Here is a 23223-nt window from a genome sequence, read left to right as displayed (position 1 = left end):
GCAACTGGAATCAAAGAACAGGATGCGCGCATGAAGAAGATCGGCTTTCTTTCCTTCGGCCATTGGTCGCCCTCGTCGCAATCGCAGACGCGCTCAGCGTCCGACGCGCTGCTGCAGTCGATCGACCTGGCCGTCGCCGCCGAGGAGCTGGGCGCGGACGGCGCCTATTTCCGCGTCCATCATTTTGCCCGCCAGCTCGCTTCGCCGTTTCCGCTTCTGGCTGCGGTCGGCGCCCGCACCAGCCGCATCGAGATCGGCACCGCCGTCATCGACATGCGCTATGAGAATCCGCTGTATATGGCCGAGGATGCGGGTGCTGCCGACCTGATCGCCGGTGGCCGGCTGCAGCTTGGCATCAGCCGCGGTTCGCCGGAGCAGGTGATCGAGGGCTGGCGCTACTTCGGCTACGTGCCGCAGGACGGCAAAAGCGATGCCGACATGGCGCGCAATCATGCCGAGGTTTTCCTGAATGTGCTGCGCGGCGAAGGTTTCGCGCAACCCAATCCGCGGCCGATGTTCCCCAATCCTCCGGGAATGCTGCGGCTCGAGCCATTCTCGGCCGGCCTGCGCGACCGGATCTGGTGGGGCGCCGCTACCAACGCGACCGCCGAATGGGCGGGCAAGCTCGGCATGAACCTGCAAAGTTCGACGCTGAAGTTCGATGAGAGCGGCCAGCCGCTCCACATCCAGCAGGCCGAACAGATCCGCGCTTATCGCGCGGCGTGGAAGGAGGCCGGCCGTGCGCGCGAGCCGCGCGTGTCGGTCAGCCGCAGCATCTTTGCGCTGGTGAACGACCGCGACCGCGCCTATTTCGGCGGCGGCAGCAGCGAAGATCATTTCGGCTATATCGAGCCTGAGAAGCTTGCCGTCTTCGGCCGCTCCTATGCCGCGGAGCCCGATGTGCTGATCGATCAGCTGAAAGAGGACGAAGCGATCGCCGAGGCCGACACGCTGCTTCTGACCGTCCCCAACCAGCTCGGCGTCGAGTACAACGCCCACGTCATCGAGGCGATCCTGAAGCACGTCGCGCCGGCTCTCGGCTGGCGCTGACAAGTGGCGCCAGCCGCCGGGGAAACAAAGAGATTGAGCGTTTCGCCGCCAAACGGTGAAACGCTCAAGAGAAGAGATGGCTAAACATCCGCCTTGAAGGTCTGCTTCTGCTGGCCGAGCCCCTCGATGCCCAGTTCCACCACATCGCCAGCCTTCAAGAACACCGGCGGCTTCATGCCCAGCCCAACGCCGGGCGGGGTGCCGGTGGAGATGATGTCGCCAGGATGCAGCGACATGAACTGGCTGAGATAGGAAACGAGATAGGCGACGCCGTAGACCATGGTCCTGGTCGAGCCGTTCTGCATCGTCTTGCCGTTGACCGTCAGCCACATTTTGAGGTTCTGCGGATCGGCAACCTCGTCCTTGGTGACAAGCCACGGCCCGGTCGGACCGAACGTGTCGCAGCTCTTGCCCTTGGTCCACTGGCCCTGGCGCTCGGCCTGGAAGGCTCGCTCGGACACGTCATGGGCAACGGCATAGCCGGCGACATAATCCAGCGCCTCGGCTTCGCTGACATATTTGGCTTTTCTGCCGATGACCACGGCGAGTTCAACCTCCCAGTCGGTCTTTTCCGAACCGCGCGGGATCAGCACGTCATCGTCGGGACCGACAATGGCCGAGCTCGCCTTCATGAAGATGATCGGCTCCGGCGGCACGGTGGCGCCGGTTTCGGCGGCATGGTCGGAATAATTCAGGCCGATGCAGATGAACTTGCCCGTGCCTGCGACGCAGGCGCCGAGGCGCGGCTTGCCGGAAACCGCCGGCAGCGAGTTCGGATCGAGCTTCGACAATGTCTCGAGCGACGCCGGATCGAGCGCCTTGCCGGCAATGTCGGTGACATGACCCGAAAGATCGCGGATCGTTCCATCCGCATCGAGCAGGCCGGGGCGTTCGCTCCCTATCTCGCCATAGCGCAGCAGTTTCATCTTGCTCTCCAAATTGCGGCCCAAGGCCGTTTTCAACTCACTCTGCCATAGCGACGAGGACTGGCCGACTCTGGCTAACGGATCCGACCTGGGGCAAGCCGGACTTTAGGACTGGTCGACCCGGAACCTGCGTATCGAGACTATGCTCAGATCGACCAGCCGCCGTCGATATTATAGGCCTGCCCCGAGGTGTAAGTGGCGCCGGCGAGGTAGACGGCAAGGTCGGCGATTTCCTCGGGCGTGCCGAGACGGCCCATCGGCTGGCGGGCAATGAAGGCTGCGCGGGCCGCCTCGTAATCGCCCTGCGCATGCATGCGGTCCTGCAGCGACGGGCTCTCTACGGTGCCGGGGCAGATGGCGTTGCAGCGAATGCCCTTGGCGACATAGTCCGCGGCAACCGCCTTGGTGAGACCGATCACGGCCGCCTTGGAGACGCCATAGGCGAAGCGGTTGGGCACGCCCTTGCCGGCGCCGGCGACGGACGACATGTTGATGATCGAGCCATCGCCGCGCTCCAGCATGCCGGGCAGTACCGCCCGAATGGTGCGGATCATGGCGCGGACATTGAGGTTGAAGGCGAAGTCGAGATCGGCATCCTTCATCTCGAGGATGGACCCGGAATGGACGAAGCCGGCGCAGTTGAACAGCACGTCGACGCGGCCGATTTCGGCGAAGCCGGATGCCACCGCATCGTCGTTGAGAACGTCGAGCTTGCGGGTCTTGATGCCGGAGGTCTTGGCGAGTTCGGCCAGCAGCGCCTCGTTGATGTCGGTGGCGTGCACGATGGCACCTGCCTTGGCGAAGGCCAATGCGCTCGCTCTGCCGATGCCTTGTGCCGCCGCGGTGACGACAACGACCTTGCCTGCTAGATCCGCCATGCGTTTCTCCTCGCCCTCTTTGGCCACTGCTCGGCCCGATTTACTGCCGGCTGACTGGGGCGTCCTGTGCCAGACAGGCGCGACTATGCGGCCTGCACAATCCATCAGTCCTTAAATAACAAATGTTTTTTCTGGTTAAAGAACACATGTCCAAGCGTCAAGCCCGAACGCGATCACCTTCGCGACGGCTGATGTAATGCACATCGCTTGCTCTGATGCAACAACATGTATGACAACCGGACAACGAGTCACGCTGCCATGGTTCACTCAAGCACAGCGCGCTTCGGCGGCATTAGTCGCCGTATGGCACCCAGACGTTCTTCACTTCGACGGCGCGGCGCAGCAGGGCATCGCCGGCGGCCTCGTCGGACGCCCAGTCGAGGCTGCGGCCGTTGCCGGTCCAGACGCGCTTGAGATTGCCGACGGAATCGGCCTCCGCCTTGGCGCAAGTGTCGGCATCGGCAAACAGCCAGAGCCCGTCGACATCGTCATGCTTGGCCAGCACGCCGGCAAGCTCCGCCGTGCGGCCGGTGACGATGTTGATGGCGCCTGCCGGAACGTCGGAATATTCGATCACCTGGTAGAGATCGGTGGCAAGCAGCGGGTATTTTTCCGACGGCACGGCCACCACCGTGTTGCCCATGGCAAGCGCAGGTGCGATCAGGGAGATCAAGCCGAGCAGCGGCGCGCTGTCCGGGGCGACGATGCCGAGGACGCCGACCGGCTCGTGCAAAGCGAGCGTGACGGCGCGGGCCGGTGGCTGATGCACCCTGCCCTCATACTTGTCGGCAAGGCCGGCATAGAGGAACAGGCGCTCGATCGATTGTTCCACTTCCTCCCGCGCGGCCTTGGCGTTGGCGCCGGTCAGTTCGGACAAGCGTGCGGTAAATTCGCCGGTGCGGCCGGACAGGTTTTCGGCGAGATAAAAGAGCACCTGGGAACGGTTGTAGGCGGTCGCTTCCGTCCAGGCCTTGCAGGCGCGGGCGGCGGCAACGGCGTCGCGGATGTCCTTGCGGCTGCCGAGACCGACTTCGCCGGCCAGCTTGCCCCTGGCAGTGGCGACAGAAAGCGAATAATTACCATCGGGCCGCACCTGCTTGCCGCCGATGAACAGTTTGGCCGTACGATCGATGGCGCCGCCATCCGATTGCTCGACGGGCTGCGCCGAAGAGGTCGCCGGCTTGATCACGGGACCAAGCGGCAGTTTTGCCGAGAGATATTCGAACATGCCCTCGCGCCCGCCCTCGCGGCCAAAGCCGCTTTCGCGATAGCCGCCGAAGCCGCAGGCGGCGTCGAACATGTTGGTGCCGTTGACCCAGACGACGCCGGCCTTCAATTGCGGCGCGACATGCAGCGCGAGATTGATGTTTTCGCTCCACACCGAGGCGGCCAGCCCATAGCGCGTGTTGTTGGCAAGCTCGATCGCTTCCTCGGTGTTGCGGAAGGTCATGGTGGCCAGAACCGGACCGAACACCTCTTCCTGCGCCAATATATTTGCCGGCGAAACACCGGTGGCGAGCGTCGGCAGGTGGTAGTAGCCGGAAGACGGCAGCACTGCGTCGGGCTGCCAGCAGACGGCGCCCTGTCTGGCGCCTTCTGCGACCAGGCCCTTGACGCGGTCGAGCTGTGTGGCGTCGACCAGCGGGCCGATATCGGTGTTCTTGTCGAGCGGGCTGCCGACGCGAAGCCGGCTCATCCTGACCTTGACCTTGGCGATCAAGGCATCGGCAATGCCTTCCTGCACCAGAAGCCGTGACCCGGCGCAGCAGACCTGGCCCTGGTTGAACCAGATGCCGTCGACCAGTCCTTCGACGGCGCTGTCGAGATCGGCGTCCTCGAAGACGATGAAGGCCGACTTGCCGCCGAGTTCCAGAGACAGTTTCTTGCCCGATCCGGCCGTGGCTTTCCTGATGATCTTGCCGACTTCCGAGGAGCCGGTGAAGGCGATCTTCTGGACGCCGGGATGGTTGACGATGGCGACGCCCGCTTCAGGTCCACCCTGGACGATGTTGACGACGCCCTTGGGCACGCCGGCGCGCTCGCAGATCTCGGCGAACAGGATGGCCGTGAGCGGCGTGAACTCGGCCGGCTTCAGCACCACCGTGCAGCCGGCGGCGAGCGCCGGCGCGATCTTCCAGGCCAGCATCAGCAGCGGGAAATTCCACGGAATGATCTGGCCGACGACACCGACGCCCTTGTGGCCGGGGAAATCCTTGTCTAGAGCCTGCGCCCAGCCGGCGTGATGGATGAAATGGCGGATGGCCAGCGGCACGTCGATGTCGCGGCTTTCGCGGATCGGCTTGCCATTGTCGATGGATTCCAACACCGCGAGCAGGCGCTGATGGCGCTGCATGGCGCGGCCGATGGCATAGAGCACTTTTGCGCGCTGGTAGCCGGAGGACGCCGACCATTTCGGCAACGCCTTGGTGGCTGCGGCAACGGCTGCGTCGATATCGGCGGCGCCGGCATCGGAGATCTTGGCCAGTAGCTTGCCGGAGGAGGGTTCGCTGGTCTCGAAAGTCTTGCCGCTGGCGGCCGCCTTCCAGCCGCCATCGATGAACAGCGCCTTGCCGAAATCGCGTCCGGCAAGCCAGGCATCGGCCTCGGTGCGGGCTTCCGGCGCCGGGCCGTATTCCATGGCGTGATAGCGTTCGAGAATGTTCATGACGCGCTCCAGATAATCGTCTTGGCAGGCGCTCTGTGGCGCCCCCCTCTGTCCTGCCGGACATCTCCCCCACAAGGAGGGAGATTAGCCTTCGCGCCTGTCGGCTTCGAAACGTCGACGACTGGCGAAATCGTCAATGATAGCCAATCTCCCCCCAGGTGGGGGAGATGTCCGGGAGGACAGAGGGGGGCGCGAAAAAACTCGGCGTTCAAGGCCTTCACCCGCCTCACGCCATTGCGTGGCGGTGGTTGGCCGAATAATGCCCGGTCAGATGATGCTCGAGCTGGCGCTCGATATCGGTCAGCAGGCTCGAGGCGCCGAAGCGGAACAGGTCTGGCTCCAGCCATGGCCGGCCGAGCTCCTCCTTCATCAGCACCAGCCAGTCGAGCGAAGCCTTGGCTGTAGAGATGCCGCCGGCCGGCTTGAAGCCGATGAGAAAGCCGGTCTCCTCGAAATAGGCTCGGATCGCGCGCACCATGGCAAGGCCGACGGGCAGTGTGGCGTTGACGCTTTCCTTGCCGGTCGAGGTCTTGATGAAATCGGCGCCGGCCATCATCGCCACCATCGAGGCCAGCATGACATTTCGCAACGTGGCGAGGTCGCCGGTGCCGAGGATGACCTTCAAATGCGCATCGCCGCAGGCTTCGCGCATCGAGACGATCTCGTTGTAGAGCTCCTGCCATTTGGCGCCGAAGACGAGGCCGCGCGGGATGACGACGTCGATCTCGTCGGCGCCGTCGCGCACCGAAGCCTCGATCTCCTGCAGGCGGGTCGACAGCGGCGCAAGGCCGTGCGGGAAAGCGGTGGAGACGGCGGCGACATGGATGCCGGTGCCGCGCACGGCATCAACAGCCGTCGCGACGAATGGATGATAGACGCAGACCGCTGCCGGCCGGATTTTTTCGCCCTCGATGCCAAGCCCCTCGACGATGTCGCGGCGGAACGGGTTGATCGCCTTGGCGCACAGGCGGCGCACGCGCTCTTCGGTGTCGTTGGAATTCAGCGTCGTCAAATCCATGCAGGAGACCGCGCGCAGCAGCCATGCGGCCTGGTTGTCAGCCTTGATCGAGCGCCGCTTTGTGAGGCTGGCGACCCTGCGTTCCAGCGCCGAGCGGTTGACCGAGCGCACCGATTCCATGAAGCCGAGATCGAGCCGCATGCCGGTGTTGCGGGCGATGCCATGCGATTGCGGCACGGGCGTGTTGGCGGCCGCACGTGCCGGCAGCGGCGTGACCTTGGACGCGCCGAGATCGGCTTCGCGGATTGTGCTGCTCATCTCCTGCCCTTTCGCTCGACGATTTTACGTCGTGGTGCGTGTCGTTGCTCCCGGACCGCACGGCGGCTTTAGGCGACGCACACCGAAGATAGCCCGTGAAGCATCGCTTCACGAGTCCTTCAAGCGGTCATAGCGGAAAAAGGCGGCGAAAGCAGCTGAATCTGACCGCATGGTCAAAATTCCAATCGAGAAGCAGGCGCCGAAGCGCCGGCTGATGTCAGCCGACGAAAGCGCGCTCGACGACGAAGGTCGAGGGATGGCTGAGCGAGCCCTCATGGAAGCCGAGGCTTTCGGCCATTTCCTTGACGTCCTTCAGCATATGCATCGAGCCGCAGATCATGATGCGGTCCGTCTCCGGATTGAGCTTCTCGATGCCGAGGTCGGCGTAGAATTTGCCGGAGCCGATCAGCGCCGTGATGCGGCCCATGCGCGCCGATTCTTCGCGGGTCGTTGAGTTGTAGAGCGTGACCCGGCCGCCGGTAAGTTCGCCGATCAGCGGATCGTTCTCGAGCGCCGCCACCAGCTCCTGGCCATAGGTCAGTTCGGCATTGTCGCGGCAGGTGTGGGTCAGGATGACCTGATCGAATTTTTCGTAGGTATCGGGGTCGCGCAGAAGGCTGGCGAAGGGCGCAATGCCGGTGCCGGTCGAGATCATGAACAGGCGCTTTGCCGGGGTCAGCGCGTCGACGACCAGCGTGCCGGTCGACTTCTGGCGCATGATGACGGTGTCGCCGACCTGGATCTTCTGCAGTTCGGAGGTCAGCGGACCGTCCGGCACCTTGATGGAGAAGAATTCCAGCTCTTCGTCCCAGGCCGGGCTTGCCACCGAATAGGCGCGGTACACCGGCTTTTCGGCATTGGGCAGCCCGATCATGACGAACTCGCCGGAGCGGAAGCGCAGCGACTGCGGACGGGTGATGCGGAACGAGAACAGGCGGTCGGTGTAATGCTTCACCGAGACGACGGTTTCGGCATAGACATTGGCCGGAATCGGAAACTGCAGCGGACGGGCGCCGGCTGTGTTGAGTGCGGATGTGGTGTTCATCAAATCCAACTCTGTCTTGCCCACGCCTGTGCGGGCGCCAAACCGTTTCCTGCGCGCCCAGACCCTTCAGGTCCCGGCGTGCCGTTCACACACTCCAAAGCAGTGAGCTCTTGTGTCTCAGATTTATTAGTATACAAACGATATTTGTGTCAAGATACCACGCTAAAACAGCTTTCCAAACTGCGGCATATTCGTAGTTCCGCCATTTCGGATTTCGACAATGAAAGAGAATTTTTCGGTGCAACAACCGGATTCCCTGGGTCACGTCGTTGCCGGCATCGATGTTGGCGGAACCTTCACCGACCTCATTTTGATCGACGGAAATGACGGCGGAAAGGTGCATATCGCCAAGACGCCGACGACGGTCGACAATCAGGCGTTCGGCGTGGTTTCAGCGCTGGGCGCCACAGGCTTTGCCATAGACGGCATCGACCTCATCGTGCATGGCACGACCACCACCACCAATGCGGTGCTGGAACGCAGGCTGGCGAAAACCGGCATGATCACCACGCGCGGTTTTCGCGACGTGATCGAGCTTGGCCGCCGCACACGGCCGCAGCCCTATGGCATGACCGGAAGCTTCGTTCCGATCATCCCGCGCGATCTCCGGCTCGAAGTGTCGGAGCGCGTCGAGGCGTCGGGCGCGGTGCGCACGCCGCTCGACGAGGCCGAGATGCGCGACGCCGTGAAGACGCTGATCGGGGCCGGCTGCGAGTCCCTCGTCATCCATTTCCTGCATTCCTACGCCAACCCTGGACATGAGCGGCGCGCGGCCGAAATCGCCGCCGAGCTTTGGCCGAACGGCTACATCACGACTGGCCATGCGCTGCTGTCGGAAGCCCGCGAATTCGAGCGCGGCGTTACCGCCGCGGTCAACGCCTCGGTGCAGCCGATCCTCGAGCGTTATGTCGAGCGGCTGCGCAAGGAATTGGCCGCCAAGGGCTATGCCCGCGACTTCCTGATCATGAACGGCAATGGCGGCATGATCTCGGCCCGTTTCGTCACCCGCGAATCGGCCAAGACCGTGATGTCCGGCCCGGCTTCCGGCGTCATCGCCGCCGCCTATACGGGCAAGCGCGCCGGCTTTGAAAACCTCGTCACCTACGACATGGGCGGCACCTCGACCGATGTGGCGCTGATCCGCAACGCCGAGCCGGCGGTCTCCAACGAGATCGAGATCGAATATGCGATGCCGATCCACGTGCCGATGGTGGCGGTGCATACGGTCGGTGCCGGCGGCGGCTCGATCGCCCGCGTCGATGCGGCCGGCCTGATCCAGATCGGCCCGGAAAGTGCTGGCGCCAATCCCGGCCCGATCTGCTACGGTCGTGGTGGAGCCGAGCCGACCATCACCGATGCCAATCTGGTGCTCGGGCGGCTGGCGCCGAAGAAGCTGCTGGCGGTCGAAAATCCGGTCACCGTCGAGCGGGTCACCGGGATCTTCGAAGACAGAATAGGCAAGGCCACCGGCCTCTCCGGCGTCGAGGCGGCGGGTGCAATCCTGCGGCTCGGCAACATGAAAATGGCCGGCGCCATCCGCATGGTCTCGGTGTCGCGCGGCCATGATCCGCGCGATTTCGCGCTGTTCGCCTTCGGTGGCGCCGGGCCGCTGCATGCCTCCGCCCTGGCGCGCGAACTCGGCCTGCCCCGTGTGCTGGTGCCGGCGCGTCCGGGCATCACCAATGCGCTCGGCTGCGTCGTGGCCGATCTGCGCCATGACTTCGTCAACACCATCAACCAGCCGGTCGCCGTGCTCGATGAAGCCAGGCTTCGCGAGGTGCTGGAACGTCACCGCGGGGAAGGCGAGGAACTGATCGGCAAGGAAGCGGTGAAGCCGGAAACGATCCGCGTCACGCACTCTGCCGACATGCAGTTCGTCGGCCAAACCCACATCATCAACGTGGCGCTGCCGTCTTCATCGGTGACAAGGCAAGAGTTGCAGGCGCTGTTCGAAAAAGCCTATTTCGCCCGCTTCAAGGTCGAGTTGCCGGAGATCCGCGCCAATCTGGTCAACCTCAACACGTCGGTGACGGGCGTGCGGCCGGCGATCGACCTGTCACGGCTGATCGACCCGGCCGGACGTACAAAGACGCTAGACGAGGCGCTGCGCGAAACAAGGCCTGTCTGGTACGCAGGGCGCTGGCACGATACGCCGATATACGCACGCGAAAAGTTGCCGCCCGATGCCGTCATCGAAGGGCCGGCGATCCTCGAACAGATGGACGCCACCACCGTGCTCGAACCCGGCGACCGCGCAAGATCGGACGCCGACGGCAACATCATCATCGATATAGGCGAGGCCTGAGATGCAAAAGCTCGACGCCATCACGCTTTCGGTCCTGCAGGCAGCCTTGCAGCAGGTCTGCGACGAGATGGATCTTACTTTCTCCCGCGCTGCCTTCTCGCCTGTCATCGCCGAAGCCAATGACCGCTCCGACGGCATCTACTCCGCCGTCGACGGCTCGTTGATCGCACAAGGCAGCCAGGGCCTGCCGGTGTTCGTCGGCGTCATGCAGTATTCGACCAGGACGGTGATCGAGATGATCGCCAACGGCCGCTGCCTGCCGCCGGAACCCGGCGACATCTACATCGTCAACGATCCCTATCTCGGCGGCACGCATCTGATGGACGTGCGCTTCGCCATGCCGGTCTACCGCGACGGCAAGATATTTTGCTGGCTATCGAATACCGGCCACTGGCCCGATATCGGTGGCTCGGTGCCGGGCGGCTTCTCCGCTTCCGCCACAGCCGTCGAGCAGGAAGGCCTGCGGCTGCCGCCGGTCAAGCTGTTCAAGAAGGGCGTGCTGGACACGGAAATCTACGCCATCATCTGCTCCAACATCCGCGTCGCCGACCAGCGCATCGGCGATATAAGAGCGCAGGCCGCAGCACTGCTGATCGGTCAGGACCGGCTCAATGGAATCCTCGATCGTTACGGCGACGAAACTGTCGTCGGGGCCATCGCCGAACTGCGTCGCCGCGCCGCCGAGCAGATGCGCGCCAACATCTCCGCCATTCCCGACGGCACATACAGTTCGAAGGCCTTTGTCGACTCGGACGGCGTGGTCAACGAACCGCTGACCATCGCGCTCGCCGTCGAGAAGCAGGGCGACACGCTGACCTTCGATTTTACCGGCTCGTCAAAACCATGCGCGGGGCCGATGAACAGCGTGCTGGCGACGACATTGTCGTCGGTCTATCTCGCCATGCGCCATATTTTTCCTGATGTGCCGATCAGCGCCGGCGCCTTCGAGCCCCTGATCGTCAAGCGGCCGGAAGGCACCTTCCTCGACGCCAAATACCCGCGGCCGGTCTCGGGCTGCGCGGCTGAAGTCTCGCAGCGCATCGCCGAGGCGGTGTTCGCCGCGATGGTGCAGGCGCTGCCAGACAAGGTGACGGCCGCGCCCGCCGGCTCCAGCGGCAATTTCGCGCTGGGCGGCAACGATCCGGCGCGCGGCCGCGACTATGTGATGTATCAGATCTCCGGCGGCGGCTATGGCGGCAATTCAGACCATGACGGGCTGACCAATGGCTGCTCGACCATCGGCATTTCCAAATCACCGCCGGTCGAGATCATGGAGCAGGCATTTCCGGTTCTCTACCGCCACTATGCCTTGCGCGAAGGCTCGGGCGGCGCCGGCAAGCAGCGCGGCGGTTTTGGCCTCGCCTATGAGGTCGAGATCTTGCGAGGCGAGGCGCGCGCGTCCTTCGTCATGGACCATGGCCGTTTCGGCCCGCAAGGCGCGCTCGGCGGCAAGGACGGCGCGGTGAACACGGTGACCGTGTTCCGCGGCGGCGAAGCCCACGTACCGCCGCATCTGTCCAAGGAACAGGACATCGCGCTCAAGGCCGGCGACCGCGTGCGCGTCGGCACGCCCGGGGGCGGCGGCTATGGCGATCCGCGTGAGCGCGACCCGAAACTGGTCGCCGAAGACATCAGGCTTGGTTACTACACCGATGAACAAGCCAAAGAGCTGTTCGGAACCTGACAGCCGACAGGCCCGAGCCGCGTCAGGTCTGCAGCTTGGCCTTCAGCGCATCGGCGAATTTTTGCGCGATCTTCTTGAAGCCGGCGGGATCGGGATGCAGTTCGTTGGCCCAGTCGGCCACCTTCAACGTTCCCTGCGTGTCGACCAGATGGAAATTGTTGTTGGGATCGTCGGCCAGGCGCTTCACCACATCGCGGAACGCCGCCAGCGCGTCGTGAACGATGACCGTGCCCTTGGCGACCGTCCAGTTGCAGAAATCGAGCGACGGTTTCAGCCACGGGCCGACACAGGACGGATGCGCTCCGTTCGGGATCGGAAAATCATAGCAATGGCCAAAGATCGGCACGCCTGGCGCGACGCGGTCGCGCAGCGCGAACAAATCGAGATAGCAGGCCTCGACCATGCCGAGCGCCTTGGTGAAGCGGTTCTTGTTCAGCCCGGGGGCGTGGCCGTCATTGAAGTCGAGGAAGATGCAGAACTGGTCGCCGGCAATGTCGTTGCCACCGGCAGAGAACAGGATGGCATCGGGCTTGCCGTCCAGCCAGTTGGCCTTGTTGCGCAGGGCGGCGATCATGCGCTGCTGCTTGGGCAGCGACATCTCGTCGGTCGCCGCATCGCCATGATGGGCAAGGTTGAGGATGGTCGGCGGCATCGAGCCGATGCGGCGCAGCTGCGCGATCACATCGGTGTCGACGAACGGAAATCCGTTCCCGGTCAGCGGATAGTCGAACCAGGAATCGCCCTGCGCCAGCATCACCAGCGGCCGGTTGGCGACGGCCGCCTCGAGATTGCCGGCACTTTCCCTTGCGGTTTCGAGCCGCTCGATGTTGGCCTGGTGAACCCTGATGCGCTTGGCGATGTCGTCGTCTATGCGCCGCTGCGCGGCTTCCTGCACGAATTCCTGCTGGTCCATCCCCAGGTCCCTCCCACGACCGTCTACTTCCAGCTGAGCATGCGCCCATGTCCATGATCGGTCTGTAATTTAGATCACAGTAAGATTCCTGGGGAAGGACGGCTTGCCACGCCGTGATCGCCGCAGAGCATGTCGTTTCCGTCTCCGTGGGGCCTGCAAAAGACCATAGACTTCTATCCTTGTTTTCGCGCAATTCCGGACGGGAAACCGCCAACACCTTCCCTGGAATTGCTTAGTCAACGGAGATCAGGAGCATGCGTCTTTTCGGTCGTTTCGTGCTTGCCGCTTCCGCCGCCCTGCTGCTTGGGACCGGTGCTGCCTCCGCCGAGAAACTCAGGATCGGGACCGAGGGCGCCTATCCGCCCTTCAACTATGCCAATTCGGACGGCACGCTGGGCGGCTTCGACATCGACCTCGGCAAGGCGCTGTGCGCCGAGATGAAGGCCGAGTGCGAATTCTCCGTGCAGGATTTCGATGGCTCGATCCCGGCGCTGCAGGCCGGCAAGTTCGACGCCATCATCAATATCACCATCACGCCGGAACGCGCCGAGAAGGTGGAGTTCACGCACAAATACTACCAGACGCCGCCGGCCATCGCCGTGCCGAAGGATTCGACCATCGCCGGGACGTCGCCTGACGACCTGAAGGGCAAGGTGCTCGGCGTTCAGAGCGCCACCATCCACCAGAATTTCGCCGAGCAGAAATACTCCGGCTCGACCGTCAAGGCCTATCCGACCGGCGACGACGCCCGCACCGACATGGCCAATGGCCGGCTCGACGCGATGATGGACGGCTCGATCATCCTGACCGAATGGCTGAAGAAGCCCGACGGCGCCTGCTGCAAATTGCTCGGCACGCTGACCGCCGATCCGGCCATTCACGGCCCCGGCGTCGGCATCGCCCTGCAAAAGGGCAACAAGGAACTGGCCGACAAGTTCAATACCGCAATCGAGGCGCTGCGCGCCAACGGCAAGTACAAGGAAATCAACGACAAGTACTTCGCCTTCGACGTCTACGGGGGTTAATCCCTCAGCCAACCCGACCTCGGCAGCGCCACCCGGCGCTGCCGTTTTCATGAGATGACGGAGAAGTTTCTTGGTTGAGCGGCGCTCCCCTTTCTACACCAGCATCGTTGGCCTCGGCGCCACGATGGGCCGGGTCGGCGGCGACTTCGTCTCGGCCAAAACTTATTCCGGCATCGCCGACGAGCATCTGAACACGCGCAAGAATGTCGGCGTGCAGGATCTCAGCACCATGGGCAAGATGGACATCAAGGGGGCGGAAGCCGAGGCGCTGGTCAACCACATCATCGTCAACGATGCGGCCGCGATGAGCCCCGGCCAGGTGCGCTATTCCACCGTCTGCCGCGACGATGGCGGCATCATGGACGACCTCACCGTGTTCCGGCTGGGATCGGAGCATTTCATGCTGGTGACCGGTTCGGTCAACCGGCTGAAGATGCTGCCCTGGCTGCAGCATCATGCTGAAGCGCGAAAGGCCTATGTCACCGACATCACCGCGGCCGTCGCCTTCCCGACCATACAGGGGCCGCGCTCACGCGAGCTGCTGAAAGCACTGGTTTCGGATGCCGATCTCGATGAGTTGAAACGCTGGGCGTTCACTTCAGGGCGCGTCAGCGAGACCAAAGTCCTGATCTCACGCACCGGGGTGACCGGCGAGCTCGGCTTCGAACTGTTCGTGCCGGCGGACGAGGCCACTTCCGTCTGGGACGCGCTGATGCGGACCGGTAGCGATTTCGGCCTGAAGCCATACGGCGTGCTGGCCATGTTCACGCTCGGGCTGGAAAAGGCCTATCCGGCGCATGGCATCGACATGGACGAGAGCCGTACGCCCTTCCATGTCGGGCTCGATCGCTGGATCAAGTTCGACAAGGGCGAGTTCATCGGCCGCGAGGCATTGCTCACAATTCGCGGCAAGGGGCTCGACGAACGCTGGACCGGGCTGATTCTCGACGGTGACAAGCCGGCCGCGACGGATGCCAGGGTTTTCGCCGACGGCGAGGATGCCGGCGTCGTCACCTACAGCGATCACGGCTATTCGCTGGGCAAGGTGCTGGCGACCGCGCATCTGCGGCTGCCGTTCACCGCCATCGGCACCGAACTCAGCATCGACATTGACGGCAAGCGGACACGCGCGGTGGTGGCGCCGATGCCGTTCTTCGATCCAGAAGGCACGAGACTGCGCGCCTGATTGCTCAGGCCAACTTTGCCAGCAGCCGCATAAAGGTGGCCGCTTCCTTGGCGGTCAGCGGCGCCAGCGTTTCCTGGGTGATGGCGCGGGCCAACGGGATCAGCCGTTCGATCGCCTCGCGTCCCTCTGGCGTGAGGTTGACCAGCAGCCGCCTCTTGTCGACCTCGTGCTTGGTCAGGTCTACCAGGCCTCGCGCCTTCAGCCGGTCGATGACGCCCTTGACCGTCGCCGCATCCATGGCGATCAGCGTGCCCAACTGGTTCTGCGAGGTCTCGCCGACATCGTGCAGCTTGGCAAGTGCAGCGAATTGCGGCGGCGTCAGGTCGCTGATCTGGGCGGCAAAGATCGAGACATGGCGCTGATGCGCCTTGCGCAGGATGAAGCCGACCTGCTCCTGCAGGCGGTAGTCATGTTCGTCGGGCTCTTCGGCCTCGACCAGTTTCAGCAGATTGTCCCCGCCGCTCATCGCAAGCCATCCCAGACCTTGATGTCGCCTGCAGCCAGGCCGCCCATGCGGTCATGCACGCGCGGGCCGCAGCTCATGGCGAGGCAAAACAGGATTTCGTCGGCACGCGGCCCGTCGCTGATGCCGACCTCCATGGCGTCGAAATGGCTGCGGACATAGGCGGCGTTGGTGTGGCCGAGCGGCACGTCGAGCCGCGAGCCGAACGCCCCGACCTTGGTTGCCGACGGCACGATCGCCTTGGCGTCGCCCAGCCGCTCGCGCATGGCGTAGCCGCCAGGAACGTGCCACAGCGCGCCGTGCTCCAGCTCCCCCGACGAGCCGACGATGGTGCCCTTGCCGTAGGCGTCGATCTGCTTGATGTCGCCACCCAATGCGGCAATGAGCTTGTCGGTGAGCAGCAGGCCAAGCGGCTTCAGATCGTCCATGGCGCTCTGCAGTTCTTCGACGTAGCGGCCGGCGAACGGGTTCTTCACCAGCGCCACGGCTGCAGCGCGGCGGCGCGGCAGAGCAGCGACCGGCCCGCCATCGTGAAAGATCTCTTCGGTCAGAACCGCGATCTTGCGGATCGGAAACTCAGGCATGGGCAACTTCCTTCCCTGGATTTTTGTTGGGCGCGGCAAGCGCCATGGAACCACTGATGCGGGCTTCCCCACCTAGAAACAGCGCCGATGCGGCAATCAGGCCGCGCCGGCGAAAATCTTCGGCGACGGCAAGGCCATTGTCCAGCGCCCGCTCCACATCGCCACGCGCGAGCATGCCGACGGCTTGTGTCACCAGCCGCGCGCCGAGATCGCTGTCGGGCGCCAAGTCCTGCGCGGGAATGCGCTTGATGGCGGGATTGCCGGGCAGGTCGACGGCGTTGGCAATGAGTGTCGCGGCCGCATCGGCCTCGGCGCCGGTGTGCGCCAGCACGGTGACGGCGTCGGCAATGCCAAGCGAGAACGAACGGCCGCGCCAGCCGCTGGTGGCGACGCCGCGCACGCCGTCCGCCGAGCGAATGGTGAGGCGGTCGGCCATGCCGTTGCCGGTGCCGGCGATCGCCAGGTTCATCGACTGGCCCTTGCCGATATGGAGGGCGCTGTCGCCGCCATTGTTGACATAGGCCCGGTCGAGCTTGCGACCGGCAAGCAATGCCGAGAGCATTTCGTCGGCTACCGATCCCGCGACGGCGGCCATCGGCGTGATGAAGCATTCCGCCAACGGCATGACGGCTGCTTCCATGCGCCGCGCGGTCGGGCCGGCGAAGGTGCGCGGCGCCAGGAAAAATGCCGGCAGCCGCAATTCGGGAAGCTCCTCGACCAACTCGATCAGGATCGTCTGGAAGCGCTCGATCGCCTGATCGTAGGCGGCACGACACTCAGCCGCCTCACCAAAGGCTTCGACGATCAGGTCGATCGGCCCGTGGTTGAGGTGCAGCCGCTTGCCGTCCTGCAGCCAGTGGACTTGCGGGCCTTGCATCAAGAGGCCCCGTTCGAGCCGACGCGGCGCAACTGCGCCAGCGGCGGCCATGGATTGTGGGCCTCGGCGCCTGAGCCGCGGCGCGGGTTGAGATATTCGCCGCCTTTGGCAACGATATCCTCGACGCTGCGTATCTCGGCCTCGTAGCCGCCCAGCCGGACATAGTCGTCGCGGCGTAGCGTGAATTCGATCGGCGCCACCAGCGCCGGCGTCGGCACATAGCCGAAGGCGCCTTCCGGCACGCGCATGACGTCGACCATCAGCGTGATGCCGCCGCCCGGCCAGACATAGACCGGCGCGCCGCCAACGGTAACATAGGTATTCAAGCCCTGCACCGAGCGGGTGAGATTGACCGGGTTTTCGGTGACGCCGGCGCGCAGCGAACCGCCGGCGCCGCCGATGAACAGCACGGTGCAGAGCGCCGGCTCGCAATTGTCCTCGATCAGGCCGACCGATTTCTGCAGCCGCTCGGGGAACGGTTTTTCCACCGGCTTCAACTCGTCGTCGAGCTCGTAATAGGCGAACTGCTCGCCGGTGGTCGACACCATCAGCAGCGACAGGCCGGGGCGGGCGCCCTTCTTGGCGTTCCATCCGCCGAGGATCGACAGCGGGTCGGAAATCGAGGTGCCGCCCCAGCCGAGGCCGGGCTCGGAAACCTTGAAATAGCGGCCCGGCGTCGAACGGCGGCCGATGATCTTGATGCCGGTGTCCTGCCAGCCCAGCACCTTGCCGGCCTGATGCTCGGAGACGACGCCGGTGATGTGGTCGTCGACCACCACCACCTCGTCGACTAGGCCGCGCCATTGCGTGGCGAACATGCCGATCGTGGCCGAGCCGCAGCCGACCCGCATACGGTGTTCCTGCTTGCCGTCGATGACAGGTGGTTTGCCGGCTTCGACGATGATGGTGGCGCCGCCATCGATGGTCAGTTCGACCGGCTTGCGATTGCACAGACTGAGCATCGCGTCACAGGTTGCCCGGCCTTCGCCCTTGGAGCCGCCGGTCAGATGATGCACGCCGCCCAGCGACAGCATCTGCGAGCCATACTCGCCTGTCGTGACGTGGCCGATCGGCTCGCCTTGCGCGCGCACGATTGCCGTTTCGGGACCGAGATGGCGGTCGGTGTCGATCTTCACCTTGACGCCGCAGTACGAAAAAATGCCTTCGGTGACCACGGTCACCAGATCGACGCCCTCGACCTCCTGGCTGACGATGAAGGGGGCCGGCTTGTAGTCGGGATAGGTGGTGCCGGCGCCGATCGCAGTGACGAAGCGGCGGCCGGTGTTGACCAGTTCGCCGTCCCATTGCTCGCCCTCGGCGGTGAAGGGCACGACCGCGGCGCCACTCTCTGCCGCATGGTCGAGGATGGTCAGCGGGTCCATGCGCACGATTCGGCCACCGACATTGCCGTAGCGGTCGCAGGCGCCGGTGCGGCCATCGGCGATGTAGCACATCACCGGACAGGCATCGCAGCGGATCTTTTCCGCCACCAGCTTTTCGCCCGGATCGTGGGTTTCGAAGCGTTCGGCAAGCTCGCTCATCGGCGTGCCTCCTTGTCGCGGATGCCATCTTTTTCGCGGATGGCGGCGCGGATGCGCGTCGGCGTCGCCGGAACCTTGGTGATGAGAACGCCGGTGGCGTGGCGTATGGCGTTGAGGATGGCGGGCGCGGTCGGGATCAGCACATGCTCGCCCAGGCCCTTGGCGCCGAACGGTCCCTCCGGATCGGGAACCTCGATCAATATGTGCTCGATCTCAGGCACATCGCCGATGGTCGGGATGAGATAGTCGTGCAAATTCTCGGTGCGGCCGGGGATGTATTCCTCCATCAGCGCCATGCCGATGCCTTGCGCGATGCCGCCTTCGATCTGGCCTTCGACCAGCAGCGGGTTGATAGCCTTGCCGACATCGTGCGCGGCGGTGATTTTCAAGAGCTTCACCGTGCCGAGCTTGAGGTCGACCTCGAGTTCGGCGATCTGCGCGCCATAGCCGTAGACGGCGTAAGGCTTGCCCTGGCCCTTGGCATCGAGCGGCAGCGTCGGCGGATCGTAGGTCTCCTCAGCGCGAAAGACGAAACTGTCCGCATCGACATCGAGCGCGGCGAGATCGATACGCCGAGTGGCTTCGCCCTCACGAATGACGATCACCGGACCGTCCAATTGCAGGGCCGCGTTCTCCGAGACATTGGCAAAGCGCAGGATCTTTTCGCGCAAGGCGCGGCCGGCTTTTTCGGCCGCCTTGCCGGTGACAAAAGTCTGGCGCGAGGCCGATGTTTTGCCGGCGTCCGGGCTGATCGCGGTGTCGGCGCTTCTCAGCTTGAATTTTTCCAGCGGCAGGTCAAGTGCGTCGGCGCAGATCTGGGCAATGACGGTGTTGGAGCCCTGGCCGATATCGACGGCGCCCTGATGCAGGATGACCTCCCCCTCTGGCGAGATACCGACCCGGATGGTCGACGGATTGGGCAGCGAGGTGTTGCCGCAGCCATACCAGCAGGACGCGATGCCGACGCCGCGCTTTTTGCTCGTATTGGCATTGTTGAATGTATCTGCGTCGGCCTTCGCGCGAGCCCAATGCGGCCGCAAGGAGTCGAGGCACTCGAATATGCCGACGCCCGACTCCAGTCGCTGTCCGGTAACCGTTTCGGATCCGTTCCGAAGGCAGTTCTTCAGCCGAAAATCGAGCCGGTCCATGCCCAGCTTGCCGGCGAGCTCATCATAGAGCGTCTCCTGCATGATCGTCGCCTGCGGCACGCCGAAGCCGCGGAAGGCGCCGGAAATCGGCCCGTGGGTGTGGATGGCGCGGCCTTCGGCGCGGTAATTCGGCGTCGCATAGGGACCGGAGGCATGCACCGGCACGCGGTTGGCGACGGTCGGGCCCCAGCTGGCATAGGCGCCGGTGTTGAAATCGCCGGAAAAGATCATGCCGGTGACATGGCCCTCGGCGTCAGTGCCGATCGTCGCCTTCATCTCGGCGGGGTGGCGCTTGGTGGTCGACATCATCGATTCGGTGCGGGTGTAGGCAAGCGCCGCCGGCCGGCCGGTTTTCAGTGCCACAAGGCCGATGAGCGGCTGCAGTGAAACGTCCAGTTTCGAGCCGAAGCCGCCGCCGGTCGCGGTCGGCACGATGCGCACCTTGTCGACGGCAAGACCGAGCACCTTCGCCGTTTCGTCGCGATCCATGTAGGGGGCCTGGGTGCAGGCGACGACGACCAGCGTGTCGCCGTCCATGTAGGCATGGCCGGCTTCCGGCTCGATATAGGCGTGCTCGACATAGGAGGTGTCGATGGCACCGGACACTGTGAAGGCAGCCTCGCCAAGCGCCGCCTCGGGGTCGCCGCGCTCGACAAAGCCCTTGGTCAACAAATTGGCCGGGCGGTTCGCGTGGATGAGCGCCGCCCCTTCTGCCTGCGCGTCGCCGGGCTGCAGAAAATGCGGCAGCTCGGTCCAGCGGACCGGGAAATCCTGGAGGTCGAGATCGAGCATGGCCTCGCGCTCGCCGGCGACCAGCGCCACTGCCTCGCCGCGCAGCCGCGCAAAGCCTTCGGCCAGCGCCGGCTGGTCGGCAAACGGACCGATGACGCCGAAACAGTTTTTTCCCGGAATGTCGGCGGCGGTGAAGACGCCGGCGATGCCGGGATGCGACTTCACCCAGCCCTCCAGGTCGCCGAAGGCGAAGCCGGCATGATAATGCGGCGAGCGGACCACCAGCACGGCCAGCGCATCGGCGGGAAAGGCATCGGCGCCGAATTTTTCAGCGCCGGTGACTTTTGGCACGCCGTCGAGCCGGACCGGGGAGGCGCCTACAGCATTCCCTGTGGTTGGCATTCTACGTTCAAAGTTGAATTCCAACGAATGACGTTGGCGCTGCCCCTCACCCTTACCCTCTTCCCGTGAAGAACGGGGAGAGGGGAGCGTCGGCGCTGGAGCACTTCCCTTCTCCCCGTCACTATACGGGGTGAAGGTGCCGGCAGGCGGATGAGGGGCAGCGCCGTCGGTCGACGTCTCGAACCGTCCCGCATCCATCACTGCCGCAATGATCTTTCTGTACCCGGTGCAACGGCACAGGATGCCACCCAGCGCATCCTGCACCTCGGTCTCGGTCGGATTCGGCGTGCCATCCACCAGCGCCGTTGCCGCGACCAGCAGCGCCGGCGTGCAGATGCCGCATTGCGCGGCGCCATGTGCCAGGAAGGACGCCTGCAGAGCCGAGAGCCGGCCATTGGCGAGGCCTTCGACGGTCGTTACGGACGTCCCGGCTGCGGAGGCCGCCGGCATCAGGCAGGCGCAGACGGCGTCGCCGTCGACCAGCACCGTGCAGGCGCCGCAATCGCCGGCATCGCAGCCAACCTTGGTGCCCGTCAGCTGCAATTCGTCGCGCAAAACCTGCGACAGACGGCGCAGCGGCGGCACATTGACCGAGACGGCGGCGCCATTGACGGCGAAGGCGATCTCGGCGCGATCGAGGCCGACGCCCGGCACGAGGTCGGGCAGGGCTTCAATCATCTCGGAGTGGCTCATGCCGCCACCATGCTGTTGTCGTTCGTCAGTCCGCAAGCCCTCAGCACGGCGCGGGCGACAAGCTCGCGCGCTGCGTCGAGCCGGTATTCGGCGCTGCCGCGCACGTCGGCAATCGGCGAGAGCTCGGCCATCGGCGCGGACAGGAGCGCATCGGCGAGTGCCGGGCCGACAGGCTTGCCCACCAGCACGGCTTCGACAGCGGCGAGCCGCTTGGCCACGGCCGAGCAGGACCCGACCGCGACAGCGGCTTCCATGACCATGCCATCCTCGGCAACGAGGCGCGCCGCCACCATGGCGATGGAGATGACGAGGTAGCGCCGCGCACCGAGCTTGACGAAGGCCGACGTGCCGGTGGCCCTGGGCTTCGGCACCCGGATGGCGGTAACCAGCTCGCCCGGTAGCAGCGCGGTGCGGCGGTTGCCGAGAATGAACTCCTGCAGCGGCAGATGACGCGTCCCGGCTGCAGAGCGCAGCTCGACCTCGGCGTCCAGCACCAGCAGTCCCGGAACGCCATCGGCGGCAGGCGAAGCATTGCAGAGATTGCCGGCGATCGAGGCGACATTCTGGATCTGCAGGGAGCCCACTTCGCGCGCGGCCTGCTTCAGCGCATCGAAAGCCGCCGGCAATGGATGGCGGACAAGGTCGGTCCAGGTGGCGCGGGCGCCCAAAACCCAATGGGTTTCGGTCTCGGCAATGCCGCGCAGCGAGTGCAGGCCGTTAATATCGAGAACATTGTCGCGGAACGGTTTGGCGCCCTGCGCTGGATAGAAATCGGTGCCGCCGGCAAGCACGCGCCAGGCGCCCTCGCCCAGCAGAGCGAGCGCCTCGTCGAGCGTGGTGGGTTTCGCGTAACGGATCACGCTTTGCCTTCCAAAAAAATCGGCCTTCCCATTGGGGCCTTCAAAGGTGGGGACTTCCCGAACCCGCCAGTGTCTGATCAGGCCAAATTCATTCGTATGCAAATGATATCAAGCTGGCGGAAATTGTCAAAGCCGGAGTTTAAGGGAACCCGGCCGCCAAGCATTTCTTACGCTTGCAGAGGTTGACGCAGGCGGCCATCCGGTCAAGTTTCAGCATCCGGTCGCATCAGCGGCGTATTTCACTCGATCCCCCGTTCGAGACGTAGAAGAGGAGAGGCGCCATGGCCGACGAAGCGCTTGTTGTCATCGACCTGCAAAACGACTTCTGCCCCGGCGGCGCACTGGCGGTTGCCGGCGGCGACGAAATCGTGCCGCTGGTCAACGATCTGATTCGGCATGCCGAGCATGTCGTGCTGACGCAGGACTGGCACCCGGCCGGACATTCGAGCTTTGCCTCCAGCCATCCGGGGGCGCAGCCCTTTAGCGCGATCGAGATGCCCTATGGGCCGCAGACGCTGTGGCCGGACCATTGCATCCAGGGCAGCCTCGGCTCGGATTTTCACTCGGGGCTCGCCTGGACCAAGGCCGAGCTGGTGATCCGCAAGGGATTTCGCCCTGATATCGACAGCTACTCCGCCTTCTTCGAGAACGACCACAAGACGCCGACGGGGCTCGCCGGCTACCTCAAGGAGCGCAGCATCGACAGTGTGACCCTGGTTGGCCTGGCGACCGACTTCTGCGTTGCCTTTTCGGCCCTCGACGCGGTCAAGCAAGGCTTCAAGACGACGGTGCGGCTCGACGCGTGCCGCGGCATCGATCTAAACGGTTCGGTCGAGGCGATGCTGAAGAGGATGCGCGATGCCGGGGTGAAGCTCGAAGACCCGATCTCGGAGTGACTGGATCGTGACGCATCGAGGGGGCTGCACACAGTTGGGGAAGGCTTTCGCGGCAGGTGTACTCGCTTCCGCTG

Annotated in this window: 18 protein-coding genes; 6 read left to right on the top strand and 12 right to left on the bottom strand. The window is 64.4% G+C overall.

Annotated features, from left to right (window positions below):
- Window positions 1-30 precede the first annotated feature (30 nt).
- Complete coding sequence (locus tag NKH54_RS04690; protein ID WP_353027773.1) at window positions 31-1050, top strand: LLM class flavin-dependent oxidoreductase; 1020 nt, start codon at window positions 31-33, stop codon at window positions 1048-1050.
- Window positions 1051-1130: 80 nt separating this feature from the next.
- On the opposite strand, the gene NKH54_RS04685 is transcribed toward NKH54_RS04690, so the two are convergent.
- The 5 genes from NKH54_RS04685 to NKH54_RS04665 form a co-directional block, all read right to left on the bottom strand.
- On the bottom strand, window positions 1131-1976 hold the full coding sequence (locus tag NKH54_RS04685) for a fumarylacetoacetate hydrolase family protein (RefSeq protein ID WP_023671304.1): 846 nt from the start codon (window positions 1974-1976) through the stop codon (window positions 1131-1133).
- A 146-nt stretch (window positions 1977-2122) separates the two neighbouring features.
- Complete coding sequence (locus NKH54_RS04680) at window positions 2123-2854, bottom strand: SDR family oxidoreductase (protein ID WP_023695912.1); 732 nt, start codon at window positions 2852-2854, stop codon at window positions 2123-2125.
- Between the two features lie 292 nt (window positions 2855-3146).
- Window positions 3147-5519: an aldehyde dehydrogenase family protein gene (locus NKH54_RS04675; RefSeq protein WP_353027772.1), complete on the bottom strand. Its 2373-nt coding sequence runs from the start codon at window positions 5517-5519 to the stop codon at window positions 3147-3149.
- Between the two features lie 226 nt (window positions 5520-5745).
- Window positions 5746-6795 (bottom strand): deoxyribose-phosphate aldolase, encoded by a 1050-nt coding sequence (deoC, locus tag NKH54_RS04670; protein WP_023703681.1) that lies wholly within the window; start codon window positions 6793-6795, stop codon window positions 5746-5748.
- A 217-nt stretch (window positions 6796-7012) separates the two neighbouring features.
- The gene (locus NKH54_RS04665) at window positions 7013-7840 is read right to left on the bottom strand and encodes a ferredoxin--NADP reductase (protein ID WP_023683551.1); all 828 of its coding nucleotides are present in this window, start codon (window positions 7838-7840) and stop codon (window positions 7013-7015) included.
- Between the two features lie 220 nt (window positions 7841-8060).
- Here NKH54_RS04665 and NKH54_RS04660 point away from each other — a divergent pair, with 220 nt between their 5' ends.
- Window positions 8061-10145 carry a hydantoinase/oxoprolinase family protein gene (locus tag NKH54_RS04660; protein WP_353027771.1) on the top strand — a complete coding sequence of 695 codons (2085 nt, stop codon included), beginning with the start codon at window positions 8061-8063 and terminating at the stop codon, window positions 10143-10145.
- A gap of 1 nt (window position 10146) precedes the next feature.
- The gene (locus tag NKH54_RS04655; RefSeq protein WP_353027770.1) at window positions 10147-11829 is read left to right on the top strand and encodes a hydantoinase B/oxoprolinase family protein; all 1683 of its coding nucleotides are present in this window, start codon (window positions 10147-10149) and stop codon (window positions 11827-11829) included.
- A gap of 22 nt (window positions 11830-11851) precedes the next feature.
- Here NKH54_RS04655 and NKH54_RS04650 read toward each other — a convergent pair whose 3' ends face one another.
- A complete protein-coding gene (locus NKH54_RS04650; protein WP_023689203.1) occupies window positions 11852-12742 on the bottom strand; it encodes an SGNH/GDSL hydrolase family protein in 891 nt (296 codons plus the stop codon).
- 254 nt (window positions 12743-12996) lie between these two features.
- On the opposite strand from NKH54_RS04650, the gene NKH54_RS04645 reads away from it, so the two are divergent.
- Complete coding sequence (locus NKH54_RS04645) at window positions 12997-13767, top strand: ABC transporter substrate-binding protein (RefSeq protein WP_353027769.1); 771 nt, start codon at window positions 12997-12999, stop codon at window positions 13765-13767.
- Window positions 13768-13837: 70 nt separating this feature from the next.
- Entirely contained in the window at window positions 13838-14953 is a 1116-nt protein-coding gene (locus NKH54_RS04640) for an aminomethyl transferase family protein (RefSeq protein WP_353027768.1), read from the top strand.
- Window positions 14954-14957: 4 nt separating this feature from the next.
- Here NKH54_RS04640 and NKH54_RS04635 read toward each other — a convergent pair whose 3' ends face one another.
- The 6 genes from NKH54_RS04635 to NKH54_RS04610 are packed head-to-tail and all read right to left on the bottom strand — an operon-like array spanning window position 14958 to window position 22253.
- Window positions 14958-15419, bottom strand: a complete 462-nt coding sequence (locus NKH54_RS04635; RefSeq protein WP_023671294.1) for a MarR family winged helix-turn-helix transcriptional regulator — start codon at window positions 15417-15419, stop codon at window positions 14958-14960.
- Window positions 15416-16000 (bottom strand): amino acid synthesis family protein, encoded by a 585-nt coding sequence (locus tag NKH54_RS04630; RefSeq protein ID WP_352545137.1) that lies wholly within the window; start codon window positions 15998-16000, stop codon window positions 15416-15418. The genes NKH54_RS04635 and NKH54_RS04630 overlap by 4 nt, the downstream gene beginning before the upstream one ends.
- Window positions 15993-16877 carry a UPF0280 family protein gene (locus NKH54_RS04625; protein ID WP_023729752.1) on the bottom strand — a complete coding sequence of 295 codons (885 nt, stop codon included), beginning with the start codon at window positions 16875-16877 and terminating at the stop codon, window positions 15993-15995. Before NKH54_RS04625 ends, NKH54_RS04630 begins: the two co-directional genes overlap by 8 nt.
- The gene (locus NKH54_RS04620) at window positions 16877-18418 is read right to left on the bottom strand and encodes a 6-hydroxynicotinate reductase (RefSeq protein ID WP_352545136.1); all 1542 of its coding nucleotides are present in this window, start codon (window positions 18416-18418) and stop codon (window positions 16877-16879) included. The genes NKH54_RS04625 and NKH54_RS04620 overlap by 1 nt, the downstream gene beginning before the upstream one ends.
- Window positions 18415-21378, bottom strand: a complete 2964-nt coding sequence (locus tag NKH54_RS04615; RefSeq protein WP_031197791.1) for a molybdopterin-dependent oxidoreductase — start codon at window positions 21376-21378, stop codon at window positions 18415-18417. The genes NKH54_RS04620 and NKH54_RS04615 overlap by 4 nt, the downstream gene beginning before the upstream one ends.
- Before the next feature lie 11 nt (window positions 21379-21389).
- Complete coding sequence (locus NKH54_RS04610; RefSeq protein WP_353027767.1) at window positions 21390-22253, bottom strand: FAD binding domain-containing protein; 864 nt, start codon at window positions 22251-22253, stop codon at window positions 21390-21392.
- A 281-nt stretch (window positions 22254-22534) separates the two neighbouring features.
- On the opposite strand from NKH54_RS04610, the gene pncA reads away from it, so the two are divergent.
- Window positions 22535-23149 carry a bifunctional nicotinamidase/pyrazinamidase gene (gene pncA, locus NKH54_RS04605; RefSeq protein WP_023683560.1) on the top strand — a complete coding sequence of 205 codons (615 nt, stop codon included), beginning with the start codon at window positions 22535-22537 and terminating at the stop codon, window positions 23147-23149.
- Window positions 23150-23223: the final 74 nt, after the last annotated feature.

Origin of the sequence: Mesorhizobium sp. M1004 (genome assembly GCF_040318795.1) — a bacterium.
Lineage (GTDB): Bacteria > Pseudomonadota > Alphaproteobacteria > Rhizobiales > Rhizobiaceae > Mesorhizobium.
Note: the sequence above shows the minus strand (reverse complement) of the source record. Positions and strands in the feature narration are given on the sequence as shown.